The sequence below is a fragment of the Micromonospora sp. CNZ299 genome, assembly GCF_002754415.1.
Genome location: NZ_PEFG01000001.1, coordinates 6630292 through 6643146 on the forward strand (window position 1 = coordinate 6630292; position 12855 = coordinate 6643146).

16 protein-coding genes are annotated in these 12855 nt (G+C 73.2%); 1 reads left to right on the forward strand and 15 read right to left on the reverse strand.

Features of this window, described 5'->3' with window-relative positions; genetic code table 11:
* Positions 1–3: 3 nt before the first annotated feature.
* From hisF to hisD, 12 genes are all read right to left on the reverse strand, one after another.
* A complete protein-coding gene (gene hisF / locus CLT68_RS29875) occupies positions 4–771 on the reverse strand; it encodes an imidazole glycerol phosphate synthase subunit HisF (protein ID WP_088949351.1) in 768 nt (255 codons plus the stop codon).
* A gap of 73 nt (positions 772–844) precedes the next feature.
* On the reverse strand, positions 845–1843 hold the full coding sequence (locus CLT68_RS29880; protein ID WP_099855992.1) for an MDR family NADP-dependent oxidoreductase: 999 nt from the start codon (positions 1841–1843) through the stop codon (positions 845–847).
* A gap of 46 nt (positions 1844–1889) precedes the next feature.
* On the reverse strand, positions 1890–2321 hold the full coding sequence (locus CLT68_RS29885; protein ID WP_088949353.1) for an organic hydroperoxide resistance protein: 432 nt from the start codon (positions 2319–2321) through the stop codon (positions 1890–1892).
* 5 nt (positions 2322–2326) lie between these two features.
* The gene (locus tag CLT68_RS29890) at positions 2327–2773 is read right to left on the reverse strand and encodes a MarR family winged helix-turn-helix transcriptional regulator (RefSeq protein ID WP_088951911.1); all 447 of its coding nucleotides are present in this window, start codon (positions 2771–2773) and stop codon (positions 2327–2329) included.
* A 79-nt stretch (positions 2774–2852) separates the two neighbouring features.
* Positions 2853–3242 (reverse strand): RidA family protein, encoded by a 390-nt coding sequence (locus tag CLT68_RS29895; protein ID WP_099855994.1) that lies wholly within the window; start codon positions 3240–3242, stop codon positions 2853–2855.
* Entirely contained in the window at positions 3239–3964 is a 726-nt protein-coding gene (gene priA, locus CLT68_RS29900; protein ID WP_099855996.1) for a bifunctional 1-(5-phosphoribosyl)-5-((5-phosphoribosylamino)methylideneamino)imidazole-4-carboxamide isomerase/phosphoribosylanthranilate isomerase PriA, read from the reverse strand. The genes CLT68_RS29895 and priA overlap by 4 nt, the downstream gene beginning before the upstream one ends.
* Positions 3965–3978: 14 nt before the next feature.
* Positions 3979–4302 carry a hypothetical protein gene (locus CLT68_RS29905; protein WP_088949356.1) on the reverse strand — a complete coding sequence of 108 codons (324 nt, stop codon included), beginning with the start codon at positions 4300–4302 and terminating at the stop codon, positions 3979–3981.
* Between the two features lie 36 nt (positions 4303–4338).
* A complete protein-coding gene (gene hisH, locus CLT68_RS29910; RefSeq protein ID WP_088949357.1) occupies positions 4339–4971 on the reverse strand; it encodes an imidazole glycerol phosphate synthase subunit HisH in 633 nt (210 codons plus the stop codon).
* A 13-nt stretch (positions 4972–4984) separates the two neighbouring features.
* Positions 4985–5155 carry a hypothetical protein gene (locus CLT68_RS33580; protein WP_165435803.1) on the reverse strand — a complete coding sequence of 57 codons (171 nt, stop codon included), beginning with the start codon at positions 5153–5155 and terminating at the stop codon, positions 4985–4987.
* A gap of 58 nt (positions 5156–5213) precedes the next feature.
* Positions 5214–5825, reverse strand: coding sequence for an imidazoleglycerol-phosphate dehydratase HisB (gene hisB, locus CLT68_RS29915; protein ID WP_088949358.1), 612 nt, complete (start codon positions 5823–5825; stop codon positions 5214–5216).
* Complete coding sequence (locus tag CLT68_RS29920) at positions 5825–6895, reverse strand: histidinol-phosphate transaminase (RefSeq protein WP_088949359.1); 1071 nt, start codon at positions 6893–6895, stop codon at positions 5825–5827. Before CLT68_RS29920 ends, hisB begins: the two co-directional genes overlap by 1 nt.
* Positions 6896–7051: 156 nt before the next feature.
* Positions 7052–8374 (reverse strand): histidinol dehydrogenase, encoded by a 1323-nt coding sequence (hisD, locus tag CLT68_RS29925; protein ID WP_088949360.1) that lies wholly within the window; start codon positions 8372–8374, stop codon positions 7052–7054.
* A gap of 106 nt (positions 8375–8480) precedes the next feature.
* Here hisD and CLT68_RS29930 point away from each other — a divergent pair, with 106 nt between their 5' ends.
* Positions 8481–9188, forward strand: coding sequence for an LON peptidase substrate-binding domain-containing protein (locus CLT68_RS29930; protein WP_088949361.1), 708 nt, complete (start codon positions 8481–8483; stop codon positions 9186–9188).
* Here CLT68_RS29930 and CLT68_RS29935 read toward each other — a convergent pair.
* From CLT68_RS29935 to CLT68_RS29945, 3 genes are all read right to left on the reverse strand, one after another.
* The gene (locus tag CLT68_RS29935) at positions 9100–9927 is read right to left on the reverse strand and encodes a DUF2567 domain-containing protein (RefSeq protein WP_099855998.1); all 828 of its coding nucleotides are present in this window, start codon (positions 9925–9927) and stop codon (positions 9100–9102) included. The genes CLT68_RS29930 and CLT68_RS29935 overlap by 89 nt on opposite strands.
* Before the next feature lie 56 nt (positions 9928–9983).
* The gene (locus tag CLT68_RS29940; RefSeq protein ID WP_199177178.1) at positions 9984–11711 is read right to left on the reverse strand and encodes an AAA family ATPase; all 1728 of its coding nucleotides are present in this window, start codon (positions 11709–11711) and stop codon (positions 9984–9986) included.
* Positions 11712–11785: 74 nt separating this feature from the next.
* The gene (locus CLT68_RS29945) at positions 11786–12814 is read right to left on the reverse strand and encodes a hypothetical protein (RefSeq protein WP_099856002.1); all 1029 of its coding nucleotides are present in this window, start codon (positions 12812–12814) and stop codon (positions 11786–11788) included.
* Positions 12815–12855 lie beyond the last annotated feature (41 nt).

Genomic DNA, 12855 nt, shown 5'->3' on the forward strand with positions numbered 1-12855 from the left:
GGCTCAGCGCACCGGGTGGCCGCTGTGGCGCAGAGCGTCCTTGACCTCGGCCACGGTCAGCTCACCGAAGTGGAAGACGCTGGCGGCGAGCACCGCGTCCGCTCCGGCACCGATCGCGGGCGGGAAGTGAGCCACCTCACCGGCGCCGCCACTGGCGACCACCGGCACGTCCACGACGGCCCGCACCGCGGCGATCAGCTCCAGATCGAAGCCGGCCTTGGTGCCGTCGGCGTCCATCGAGTTGAGCAGGATCTCCCCCGCGCCCAGCTCGGCGCTCCGCTGCGCCCACCGCACCGCGTCCATTCCGGTGCCGCGCCGACCGCCGTGGGTGGTGACCTCGAAGCCGCTGGGCGTGCCGCCGTCGGGCGACCGACGCACGTCGAGGGAGAGCACGAGCACCTGCCGGCCGAACCGGTCGGCGATCTCGGCGATCAGCTCGGGGCGGGCGATGGCGGCGGTGTTCACGCCGACCTTGTCCGCCCCGGCGCGCAACAGTGTGTCGACGTCGGCGACCTGCCGGACCCCGCCACCGACGGTGAGGGGGATGAACACCGACTCGGCGGTGCGGCGCACCACGTCGAGCATGGTGCCCCGGTCACTCGAGGACGCCGTGACGTCGAGGAAGGTCAGCTCGTCCGCGCCCGCCCGGTCGTACGCGGCGGCCAACTCCACCGGGTCGCCGGCGTCGCGAAGGTCGAGGAAGTTGACCCCCTTGACCACCCGCCCGGCGTCCACGTCCAGGCAGGGGATCACGCGCACCGCCACCGTCATGCCGCGAGCCTATCCTCCGTCAACGACACGGCGGTCGACCCGATCGGGTCGACCGCCGTGAACGAGGCCTGGGTCACACCTTGACGAGCATCTTGCCGAGGTTGTCGCCACGCAGCAGGCCGATGAACGCGTCCGGAGCGTTCTCGATGCCGTCCACGATCGTCTCGTCGTAGGACAGCGTGCCCTCGCGCAGCCAGCCGGCGACGTCGCGGACGAACGCCGCCCGCATGTCGTTGTGATCGTTGACCAGGAAGCCGCGCAGGGTGAGCCGCTTGCCGATGACCAATGCCAGGTTGCGCGGCGCGGCCGACGGCTCGGTCTCGTTGTACTGCGAGATCATGCCGCAGATCGCGGCCCGGCCGTGCAGGTTCATGGCCGAGATGGCGGCCTCCAGGTGATCGCCGCCGACGTTGTCGAAGTAGACGTCGACGCCGTCCGGCGCGGCCGCCCGCAGCGACTCGCGGACCGGCCCGTCGTGGTAGTCGAACGCGGCGTCGAAGCCCAGCGCCCGCAGCCGCTCGACCTTGGCCGGCGAGCCGGCGCTGCCGACCACCCGGCCGGCACCCTTGAGCTTGGCGATCTGGCCGACCAGGCTGCCGACCGCGCCGGCCGCGGCGGAGACGAAGACCGTCTCGCCGGGCTTCATCGCGGCGACCTCCAGCAGCCCGGCGTACGCGGTCAGCCCGGTCATGCCCAGCACGCTGAGGTACGCGCTGACCGGCGCGACGCTCGGGTCGACCGGCCGGGCGGCGGTGGCGTCGAGCAGCGCGTACTCCCGCCAGCCCAGCCCGTGCAGGACGGTGGTCCCGACGGCGACGTCCGGTGCCTCGCTGGCCACCACCTCGCCGATCGAGGCACCGTCGAGCGGCGCGTCGAGGGCGAACGGCGGCACGTACGACTTGACGTCGTTCATCCGTCCGCGCATGTACGGGTCGACCGACATGTACTGGTTGCGGACCACGATCTGGCCCGGGCCCGGCGTCGGGACGTCGGTCTCGACGAGCCGGAAGGTGTCCTCGGTGGGCCAGCCCTGAGGGCGGCTGGCCAGGTGGATCTCGCGGTTTATGGTCACGGGGTGGTCGTCCTCTCGTCCGCGGTGGGGGTCTCGGTCCGCGAGGTCACGCGGCCAAGGTCTCCCGGACGGTCAGCGTGACGTCGATGTTGCCGCGGGTCGCGTTCGAGTACGGGCAGACCTGGTGGGCCTGCTCGACGATCTGCTCGGCGGTCTCGCGGGAGACGGCGGGCAGGTCGACGACGAGCTCGACGGTGAGCCCGAAACCGCCGCTGCCGTTCGGGCCGATGCCCACCTCGGCCGCGACGACGGAGTCGCTCACGTCGGCCTTGGCCCGGCGGCCCACCAGCCGCAGCGCGCTGTGGAAGCAGGCCGCGTAGCCGGCGGCGAAGAGCTGCTCGGGGTTGGCGGCGCCGCCGGCGCCACCCATCTCCTTCGGCACGGCCAGGTCGAGCGCGAGGGTGCCGTCGGAGGTCTCGACGTGGCCGTCGCGGCCATCGCCCTTGGCGGTCGCGGATGCGGTGTAGATGACCTGCATGAGAGTCACTGCTCCTTCTGTCGATGGATGGTGTCGGTGACCCGGGTGAGCGTGTCGCGCAACGCGACAAGCTCATCGATGCCCAGCCCGGTGGCCAGGGCGATCCGCAGCGGGACGTCGCAGAGCTGCTCCCGCAGCGCCCGCCCCTGCTCGGTGAGGCCCACCTCGACCCGCCGCTCGTCGCGCGCCGACCGCCGCCGAACCACCAGGCCAGCTCCTTCCAGCCGCTTGAGCAGCGGGGAGAGCGTGCCGGAGTCCAGTCGCAGCTCGGCGCCGAGCTCGGACACCGTGGGGGCGTCGTCGGGGCGTTCCCAGAGCACAAGCAGCACCAGGTACTGCGGGTAGGTCAGCCCGAACTCGTCGAGGATCGGCCGGTAGACGTCGGTGAGGGCGCGCGACGCGGCGTAGAGCGCGAAGCACACCTGTCGGCGCAACAGCAGATCATCGGTCACCGCTGAACCGTAGCCCACAATTAAGTTGTGCACAACTTATCTGGCCGGGAAGCGGCCGGCACCACGCCGACCGCCAACCTCAGCGACCGCCGAGGTACGCCTCCAACTCCACCTCGACCAGGTGCTCCGGATCCAGCAGACCGGCCACCACCACCAGGGTCGCCGCCGGCCGGACCGCGCCGAAGACCGCGTTGTGCGCCCGGCCCACCTCGTCGGCGTGCAGCCGGTCGGTCACGTACATTCGGGTCCGGACCACGTCGCCGGGCTCCGCACCCACCTCGGCCAGCGCGTCCAGCCCGATCCGCAACGCCTGCGCGGTCTGGGCGGCGGCGTCACCGACGTGCACCACCCGACCGTCCACCGTCGCCGTGCAACCGGCCGTGAACGCCAGGTCACCGGCCCGAACCACCCGGGAATAGCCGTACCGCTGCTCCCACGGGCCACCCGAGGAGAGCCGGGTGACCGTCACGCCTCGGCCAGGGTCCGCAGCGCCTCGGCCACCGTGAAGGCACCCGCGTAGAGCGCCTTACCGGCGATCACACCCTCCACCCCGAGCGGCTCCAGGGTCGCCAACGCCCGCAGGTCGTCCAACTTGGACACCCCACCGGAGGCGATCACCGGCCGGTCCGTGCGGGCGCACACCTCGCGCAGCAGGTCCAGGTTCGGCCCGCGCATCGTGCCGTCCTTGGTGATGTCGGTGACCACGTACCGGCTCGCGCCCGCCTTGTCCAGCCGCTCCAGCACCTCGTACAGGTCACCACCGTCGCGGGTCCAACCACGCGCGGAGAGGGTGTGGCCGCGCACGTCCAGCCCGATGGCCACCCGGTCGCCGTACTCCCCCACCACCCGGTCACACCAGACCGGGTCCTCCAGGGCGGCGGTGCCGATGTTCACCCGGGTCGCCCCGGTGCCCAGCGCCGCCCGCAGCGACTCGTCGTCCCGGATGCCGCCGGAGAGCTCCACCTTCACGTCCAACTGGCGCACCACCTCGGCGAGCAGGTGCGCGTTGGTGCCCCGACCGAACGCCGCGTCCAGGTCGACCAGGTGGATCCACTCGGCGCCGTCCTGCTGCCAGGCCAGCGCCGCGTCCAACGGCTCGCCATAGATGCTCTCGCTTCCGACGGCGCCCTGCACGAGCCGGACGGCCCGGCCGTCGGCGACATCCACAGCGGGTAACAGGGTGAGGCTCAACGTCTTCTCCTCGATCAGGTACGACGGTCCAGGGCGATCACGACGATCGCCGGCAGTACGAGCAGCAAGAGCACCATCAGCGCGACACGCAGCGCCAGGTTGTCGACGAACGTCCAGATCAGAATCAGCGCGGCACCGGTCAGCAGCACGATCGCGGCCCGCTCACCCCGGCTGTGCCGGGGCAACCGTCCGGAGCGGCCCCGCCGCACCTGCGGCGTCAACCGGCGGACCACCGCGCGACGGCGCTGACGGCGCGCCACCTGCCGCTGCCGGACCGCCCGCTCCCGGGCCTGCTCGGCCTCACGCACCGCCCGACGACGGGCCCGTTCCCGGCTCACCGCGACACCCTCGCGCCGGGCACCGGGCGACGACGGTCAGTCACCGCTGGGCAGCGTGACGAGCCAGTTGCGCAGCAGCGCGGCACCGGTGTCGGCGGACTTCTCCGGGTGGAACTGGGCCGCCGACAGCGGACCACGCTCCACCGCGGCGACGAAATCAGTGTCGTGATGGGCGGTGGTCACCGTGGCACCGGCAGCAGCCAGCGCCGCCGGGTCCCCCATCGCGTACGAGTGGACGAAGTAGAACCGGCTCTGCTCCGACAACCCGGCGAAGAGCACCGACCCCTCGGGCGCCCGGACCGTGTTCCAACCCATGTGCGGCAACCGGGTGGCGGCCAACCGGGTCACCCCGCCGGGCAGCAACCCGAGCCCCTTGGTCACCACACCGTGCTCCTCGCCGTACTCGAAGAGCACCTGCATGCCCACACAGATGCCGAGCACCGGCCGACCCGCCGCCACCCGCTCGGCGATCACCGGGCCGGCGCCGAGCGCCTCGATCCCGGCCATGCACGCCGCGTACGCGCCCACCCCCGGGACCACCAGGCCGTCGGCGGCGGCCGCGGCCGCCAGGTCATCGGTCACCCGCACGTCAGCACCGGCGGCGGCCAGCGCCCGCTCCGCCGAGCGCAGGTTGCCCGAGCCGTAGTCGAGCACCACCACGTCACTCATGTCGTCACCCCGATCACCCGTTCTCCGGCAGCAGCCGCAGAACCCCGGCGACAGTGGCGAGCACCGCGAGCGCCGCGGTGACCAGCACGGCCGCCTTCGGCGCACCCTGCCGGTAGAGCGACCAGGTGCCACCCACCAGCACCCCGGCCAGGATCAGCAACAACGTCGGCAACGCGGCACCCATCAGAGCCACCCTCGAATCGCGACTGCGGGGCTCCGCTGCGCTGCACTCCTCGCGCTCATCAGAGAGCACCCTTCGTGCTGGGAATCGCGCCCGCCGAGCGTGGGTCGATCGCGGTCGCCTCCCGCAGCGCCCGGGAGACCGCCTTGAACTGCGCCTCCACCACGTGGTGCGCGTCCGGGTGACCGCCCGGCCGGGCCGCCCGCAGCACGTCGACGTGCAGCGTGACCCGGGCCGCCTGACCGAAGGACTCCCAGATGTGCCGGGTCATGCTCGTCGCGTACACCGGCCCGATGTACGGGGCCAGCGCCGGCTCGTCGTGCACCACGTACGGCCGACCCGAGAGGTCCACCGCGGCCCGGACCAGCACCTCGTCCATCGGCACGGTCGCCGAGCCGTACCGCCGGATGCCGGCCTTGTCGCCCAGCGCCTGGTCGAACGCGGCACCCAGGGCGAGCGCCGTGTCCTCGATCGTGTGGTGCGCGTCGATCTCCAGGTCACCCACGGTGCGCACGGTCAGGTCGAAGCCGCCGTGCCGGGCGATCTGGTGCAGCATGTGGTCGTAGAAGCCGACGCCGGTGCTGATCTCGGCGGCGCCGGTGCCGTCGAGGTCGATCTCGACGAGGACCTTGGTCTCCTTGGTGATCCGCTCCACCCGGGCGGTCCGGCTCATCACACAGTCTCCATTGCAGAAAGGAAGGCGTCGGTCTCGGTCGGGGTGCCCGCGGTCACCCGCAGCCAGCCGGGCAGGCCGACGTCGCGGACCAGCACCCCCTGTGCCAGCAGCGCCTTCCAGACGGTGGTCTGGTCCCCGCCCACCTCGAAGAGCACGAAGTTGGCGTCGCTGTCGGCGACCCGCAACCCACGCTCGCGCAGCGTCGCCACGATCCGGTCCCGCTGCGCCATGATCGCGCTGACCGTGCCGAGGAGTGCGTCGCGGTGGGTCACCGCCGCCCGTGCGGCGGCCTGGGTCAGTGCGGAGAGATGGTACGGCAAACGGACGAGCTGCACCGCCTGCACCACCGCCGGGTCGGCGGCCAGGTAGCCCAACCGCCCGCCGGCGAAGCCGAACGCCTTGCTCATCGTGCGGCTCACCACCAGCCGCGGGTGGCCGGGCAGCACCGCGAGGGCGCTGACCGTGCCCGGTCGGGCGAACTCGGCGTAGGCCTCGTCCACGACCACCATGCCCGGCGCGACGTCGAGCACCGCGGCGATCACCGCCGGGTCCAGTGCCGTGCCGGTGGGGTTGTTCGGCGAGCAGAGGAAGACCACGTCGGGCCGGTGCTCACGGACCTGGGCGACCGCCTCCTCGGCGGTCAACCCGAAGTCGACGCCGCGCTCGGCGGGCACCCACCGGGTGCCGGTGCCGAGGGCCAGCAGCGGATGCATCGAGTACGCCGGAACGAAGCCGAGCGCGCTGCGCCCCGGCCCACCGAACGCCTGCAAAAGCTGCTGCTGGATCTCGTTGGAGCCGTTGGCCGCCCACACCTGCTCGACGGTGAGCCCGTGCCCGAGATATTCGGCCAGGTCGGCGCGGAGCGCCAGCGCGTCCCGGTCCGGGTAGCGGTTCAACTCGCGCAGCTCGGCAGCGAGCGCCTTGCCGATCGCCTCGACCACCGGCTCCGGCACCGCGTACGAGTTCTCGTTGGTGTTGAGCCGCACCGGCACGTCGAGCTGCGGCGCCCCGTACGGCGAGAGCCCGCGCAGGTCGTCGCGGATCGGCAGCTCGTCCAGGCTGCTCATGCCGCCTCCCCGCTTCGCGAGGAGGCGGCATGAGGCACCGGGCGACCGAGCCAGCTGGTTCGCTCGCTGCGCTTGCTCATGCCGCCTCCCCGCTTCGCGAGGAGGCGGCATGAGGCACCGGGCGACTGAGCCAGCTGGTTCGCTCGCTGCGCTCGCTCATGCCGCTCCACCCGGGAAACGGGCCTGGACCGCCTGGCCGTGCGCCGGCAGGTCCTCCACGTTGGCCAGGGTCACCACGTGCGGGGCCACCTCACGCAGAGCGGTCTCGGTGTATTCGATCAGGTGCACGCCGCGCAGGAACGACTGCACGGACAGCCCCGAGGAGTGCCGGGCGCAGCCGCCGGTGGGCAGCACGTGGTTGGACCCGGCGCAGTAGTCGCCGAGCGACACCGGCGACCAGGCGCCCACGAAGATCGCCCCGGCGTTGCGAACCCGCAGCGCCCACTGCCGGGCGTCGACCGTCTGGATCTCCAGGTGCTCGGCCGCGTACGCGTCGACCACCCGCAACCCCGCCTCAAGATCGTCGACCAGGACGACGCCGCTCTGCTCACCGGTCAGCGCCGTGGTCACCCGCTCGGTGTGCTTGGTCGCCGGCACCTGCCGGGCCAACTCCCGCTCGACCGACTCGACCAGCGCCAGCGACGGGGTGACCAGCACGCTCGCGGCGAGCGGGTCGTGCTCGGCCTGACTGATCAGGTCGGCGGCCACGTGCGCCGGATCGGCCGTGTCGTCGGCGAGGATGGCGATCTCGGTCGGCCCGGCCTCGGCGTCGATGCCGACCACGCCACGCAGCAGCCGCTTGGCGGCGGTCACCCAGATGTTGCCGGGGCCGGTGATCAGGTCGACAGGGTCGCACCGCAGCTCACCCAACGGGTCGACCGCTGCGCCGTACGCCAGCATCGCCACCGCCTGGGCCCCGCCCACGGCGTACACCTCGTCGACGCCTAGCAGCGCGCACGCGGCGAGCACCCGGGGGTCGGGCAGACCGCCGTTGTCCTTCTGCGGCGGGCTGACCACCACCAGCGACCGCACGCCGGCCGCCTGCGCGGGCACGACGTTCATCACCACTGTCGACGGGTACATCGCCAGGCCACCGGGCACGTAGAGGCCGACCCGGTCGACCGGCAGCCAGCGCTCGGTGACAGTGCCGCCGGGCACCACCTGCGTGGTGTGGTCGGTGCGCCGCTGGTCGTCGTGGACCCGACGGGCCCGGCTGATCGACTCCAGCAGCGCGGCGCGCACAGCCGGGTCGAGCACCCCCTCGGCCTCGGTGATCGCCTCGACCGGCACCCGCAGCACCTCGGGGGAGATGCCGTCGAATCGCTCGCTGGCCTCCCGGATCGCCGGGTAGCCATGCTCGCGAACCGCCTCCACCAGCGGGCGGATCCGCTCGACGGCAACCGACACGTCGAGCTGGGCACGGGGCAGCAGGCGGCGCGGGTCTCCGAGACCCTTGCGCAGGTCGATCCGATTCAGCACCCTTGCGAGTCTAGGCGGCCGGCCCGGCGTACACCCGAGCCGCCCGTCCGCCGGGACGGTGAGCCGGGCCACGCCCACGCGGGCGAGATTGGTTAGGCTCGACCATGTGACCGCACGGCTGCCGGTGTTTCCGCTCGCAACGGTGCTCTTTCCCGGGTTGGTGCTGCCGCTGCACATCTTCGAGGAGCGCTACCGGGCGCTGGTCCGACACCTCGTCGACCTGCCCGAGGGCGCTCCCCGCGAGTTCGGTGTGGTGGCCATCCAGGCTGGCTGGGAGGTCGCGCCCGCCGGTCCCGGCGCCCGCGCGACGCCCGGCGTCGGCGACGTCACCCTGCACGAGGTGGGCTGCACCGCCGAGCTGCGTCAGGTGACCGAGCTGACCGATGGCGGCTTCGACATCGTCACGGTCGGCCGACGCCGTTTCCGGATCGCCGAGGTCGACGACAGCGCGGCCCCCTATCTGACCGCCGACGTCGAGTGGCTGCCCGACCCGGCCGGGTCGGACGAGGTGGCCGATCTGCTGGCCGCCCGGGTGATCGCGGTGTTCCGGCAGTACCTCGGCCTGATCCGCTCCGACCCGGAGGAGATCTCCGAGCAGCTGCCGGAGGATCCGACGGTGCTCTCCCACCTGGTGGCGGCGACCGCGGCGCTCACCGTCGACGACCGGCAGCGCCTGCTGGCGATCGACGACACCGCCGCGCGGCTGCGCGCCGAACTGCGGCTGCTCAACCGCGAGGCGGCTCTGCTGCGCCAGGTGCGGGCGGTTCCGGTGCCGCTGGCGGAGCTGGCGTCGTCCCCACCGACACCCAACTGAGGTCGGCCGGCTCGGGTTCCGGACGGAGGCCCGGCCACCGCGACCAGCCGGCCAGCAGGGTGTACGTGATCGCGGCCCCGAAGGCCGGCAGCAGCAGGTTGCCGTGCGGCACCGGCAGGACGCCGAGCAGCCAGTCGACCCCGCCGGCCCGCAGGTCCGGGGGCTTGGTGAAGGACTGCCCCGCCGGGGCGGTGTCCAGCAGCCGGTCGAAGGTGGCCAGACCGACCCGCCGCCCCACCTGCCAGGCAACCGGCGCGGCGGCCAACGCGCCGAGAACCGCGGCGAGCAACCCGACCGGGCCGCGTCGCCGGCGCAGCACGAACCACAGGACGAGCGCCACCAGCAGCCCGAAGCCGAGCCCCAGCAGACTGAACCACCCGTCCGCCGCGATCGGCTGCTCCGGTTGCGGGTCGGCGTAGATCGCCCCCTCGGCGGTCTTGAGCACCGGCGTGGCCGGCGCGAGCACGGCCCACAGCAGCCCGAACGGCACACCCAGCACGGCCAGCGCGAGCACGGCGCCCAGCACCGTCGCCGCTGTGCGCAGCGGACGACGCGGCTCGTCGGAGGTCAACTCGAACCAGCTCCGGGACGCGGTCGAGGGTGCCGCGCCCGGCGGCTCGGCGTACACCGGCGGTTGGGCAGCGGGCTGCGTCTGCGACGTGGTCCCCGACGGGTCGGGCGGAGCGGCCCGGTCGGGATCGTCGACGGGCCGCTCGGGTTCGGGGTTGTCCGGGCTCACCCGATGATCCTCTCAGGCCCGGTGCAGGGCCGGGGCTCCGGTGGCGGCAGACCAGCTCACCGGGCGAACGGCTCCACCATCATCGCCGCCGCCTGCAACCAGGCCTGCCGGGTCTCCGGCTGGAGTTGGTGGTACTCGATCGACGACCCGGTCTCCAGCGCCGGGTCGTAGGGCACCACGGCCACCCCACGCGTACGGGTGGCGAAGTGCCGCTCCAGGTCGTCCTGCAACGACGAGCGGCCCGGGGTCGGGCAGGAGATGAGGGTGATGGCGTTGTCCGCCAACTCGCCCATGCCCTCCTCGTGCAGCAGGTCGAGCATCCAGTCGGCGCTGAACGCCGCGTCCTCCCGGGGCACGGTGGTCACCACGAGCTGGTCGGCGGCCTGCATCACGGTGCGCCAGTTGGGGCTCTCCACGTTGTTGCCGGTGTCGACGCAGACCACGTCGTGGGTGCGCCGCAGCAACTCCAGCACACGTCGGACGGTGAACTGGTCCAGTCGTTGGGCGAAGCGCGGGCTCTCCTCGCCGGCCAGCACGTCGTACGAGCCGTCGGATGCGTGCCGCAGGTAGTCGTCCAGCCGACCCAGCAGGGTCTCGCCCTCGAGGATCTCGATCTGCGCCAGGTCGGTGATCAGGTGACGGATCGTCCGGGCGTGCCGGGCACTGCCGGCGCGCAGCCCGAGGGTGCCGCGCAGCTCGTTGTCGTCCCAGGCCAGCACGCCCTGTCCGCGCACACTGCCGACAGTGGCCGCGGCGAGCACTGTGGCGGTGGTCTTGTGCACCCCGCCCTTGGGGTTGGCGAAGGCGAACACCCGGGGCGTGCCCAGGTCACGCCGGAGCACCCCGTTGGCGCGTTCCTGCTCCTGGTCGACGCCCTGCGGGCGCCACTCGACCCGGGCCGGAAAGGCGCGCTCGACGATCGCCGAGCCGACCGACGGGGCGGGTGGCGGGGCCACCGGCGCGACGGGTGGCGGGGCCACCGGCGGTGCGACCGGTGCGGCGAGTGGCGGTGCGACCGACGGGGTCGGGGGCGCCGGGTAACCGGTCTCCGGTTGGTAGCCGGTCTCCAGCAGGGCGTACCGGGACTGCACCGGCGGGTCGCCCGGCCGGTAGCCGTTGTCCAGCAACGCGTACCGCGACTGGGCCGGGTCGGGGACGGCTGGCGGTGGCTCGGGCTCGGCCCGGTACGTCGGTTCGGCCCGATAGCCCGGCTCGGCCCGGTATTCGGGCTCGACGCGATAGCCAGGCTCGGCCCGGTACGTCGGCTCGGCCCGATAGCCCGGCTCGGCCCGGTATTCCGGCTCGACGCGATAGCCAGGCTCGGCCCGGTAATCCGGCTCGGCGCGGTACGCCGGCTCGGCGCGGTACGCCGGCTCGGACCGGTACGCCGGCTCCGACCGGTAGTCCGGCTCAGAGCGGTACACCGACTCGGCCCGATAGTCCGGCTCGGCGCGGTAACCCGGCTCCGCCCGGTAACCCGGGTCGGCCCGGTAGGCGGGGTCGACACGGTAGGTCGCCTCGGCCCGGTAGTCGGGCTCCGCGCCGTACGACAGCTCGGCCGGATGCCCGATGGCGGACGCCCGCCCGGCGTTGCCGTTCGGTGCCGCGCGCCGTGGCAGCGGATCCGGTGACGGGTCATCGGCATGCCGGTCCGGCTCGGTCTGCTCCGCGCCGCGACCGCCCAGCCGGGCACGGTCCAACAACGCGCGCCAGCGCGGCGCTGGTTCGGCCGGCCGGCCCCAGCCGGTCTCACTGCCCTCCACGGCCCGCCCTCCCAGCGCCATCGATCTCCGTCTGACAGGCTACGAACCAAACCCTATTCGGACCACACCTCAGAGCGCACACCAGCCGACGCAGATCACGACGACGCGGGCGTCGGCAGCTCGGCACCGATGCCGTCCGGGGAGGTGGTGACGGTCGGCGGGGGTGGCGCGGTCGACGTGGCCGGCGACGGTGCGGGTGACGGAGTCGTGACGACCGGTGCGGGTTCCGACGATTCGCCCATCGACGCCATCGGCGCGGGCGCGGGTGGTGTCGAGGCCGCGTCCCCGTCGGGCGTGGGCGCCGGACTCGGCCCGATGTCGACAGGCGGACGCACCACGTCGCGCTGTTCGGGCAGCGGAGGTGTGAAGACCGTGCGGTCCAGGCGGTACACCTCGGGAGCGGGGTCGACCGCACGTACGTCCGGCCGGGCCGCCACACCGCGCAGCGCACCCGGCGTCGCTCGCACCACAGCGGCGTAGACGCAGGCGCAGCCGGTCCGGTACGCGGTCGCCTCGGCGGCGGCCACCTCGGCGCCGCTGGCGTAGCGCTCCCGCAACTCCCGCTCATCCGGCCCGTCACCGTCTACCGTGGCGGCCAGCGCCCGGTAGTCGGCGGCTTCGACGTCCTTGCGGGCCGCCACCTGGTCCATCCCGGCCACGACGTCGTCCGGCACCCGCAGCGCGGGAATCTTGACGATCTCGGTCTGCCGCCCGGGTAGCGGCACCCGCCCGAAGACGGTGGAGACCCCCACGTCGCCGAGGACCGTCGCCAGACGCTGCGGCGGCAGGTACGCGGCAAGCGTGACCAGCGCGTAGGTCCCGTCCCCCGCGGACTGCGCCGACGCGGGCAGCGCGGCCAGGTCGGCGGCGGCGGACCGCAGGTAGCCGGGGACGGAATCGCCGTCGGTCACACCGACGCGGGTCACCTCACCCACCGTCCGGTCGCCGACCGGAGTGTCGTCGACGGCCCAGACCGCGGTGCCCAGGACCGCCGCCGCAGAGAGCACGGCGGCCCAGGTGAGCACCCCGGACCGCGCCGACCGCTCGCCGAGCCGGGTCACGGCCCGGGTCAGCGGCGGCAGCAGCCGTTGGTCCAGCTGCCGCAGCAGGTTGCCGGCGCGCACGGGCGGGATCCCCTCGTCGGAGCGGTGTCGGGCGGTCGCCG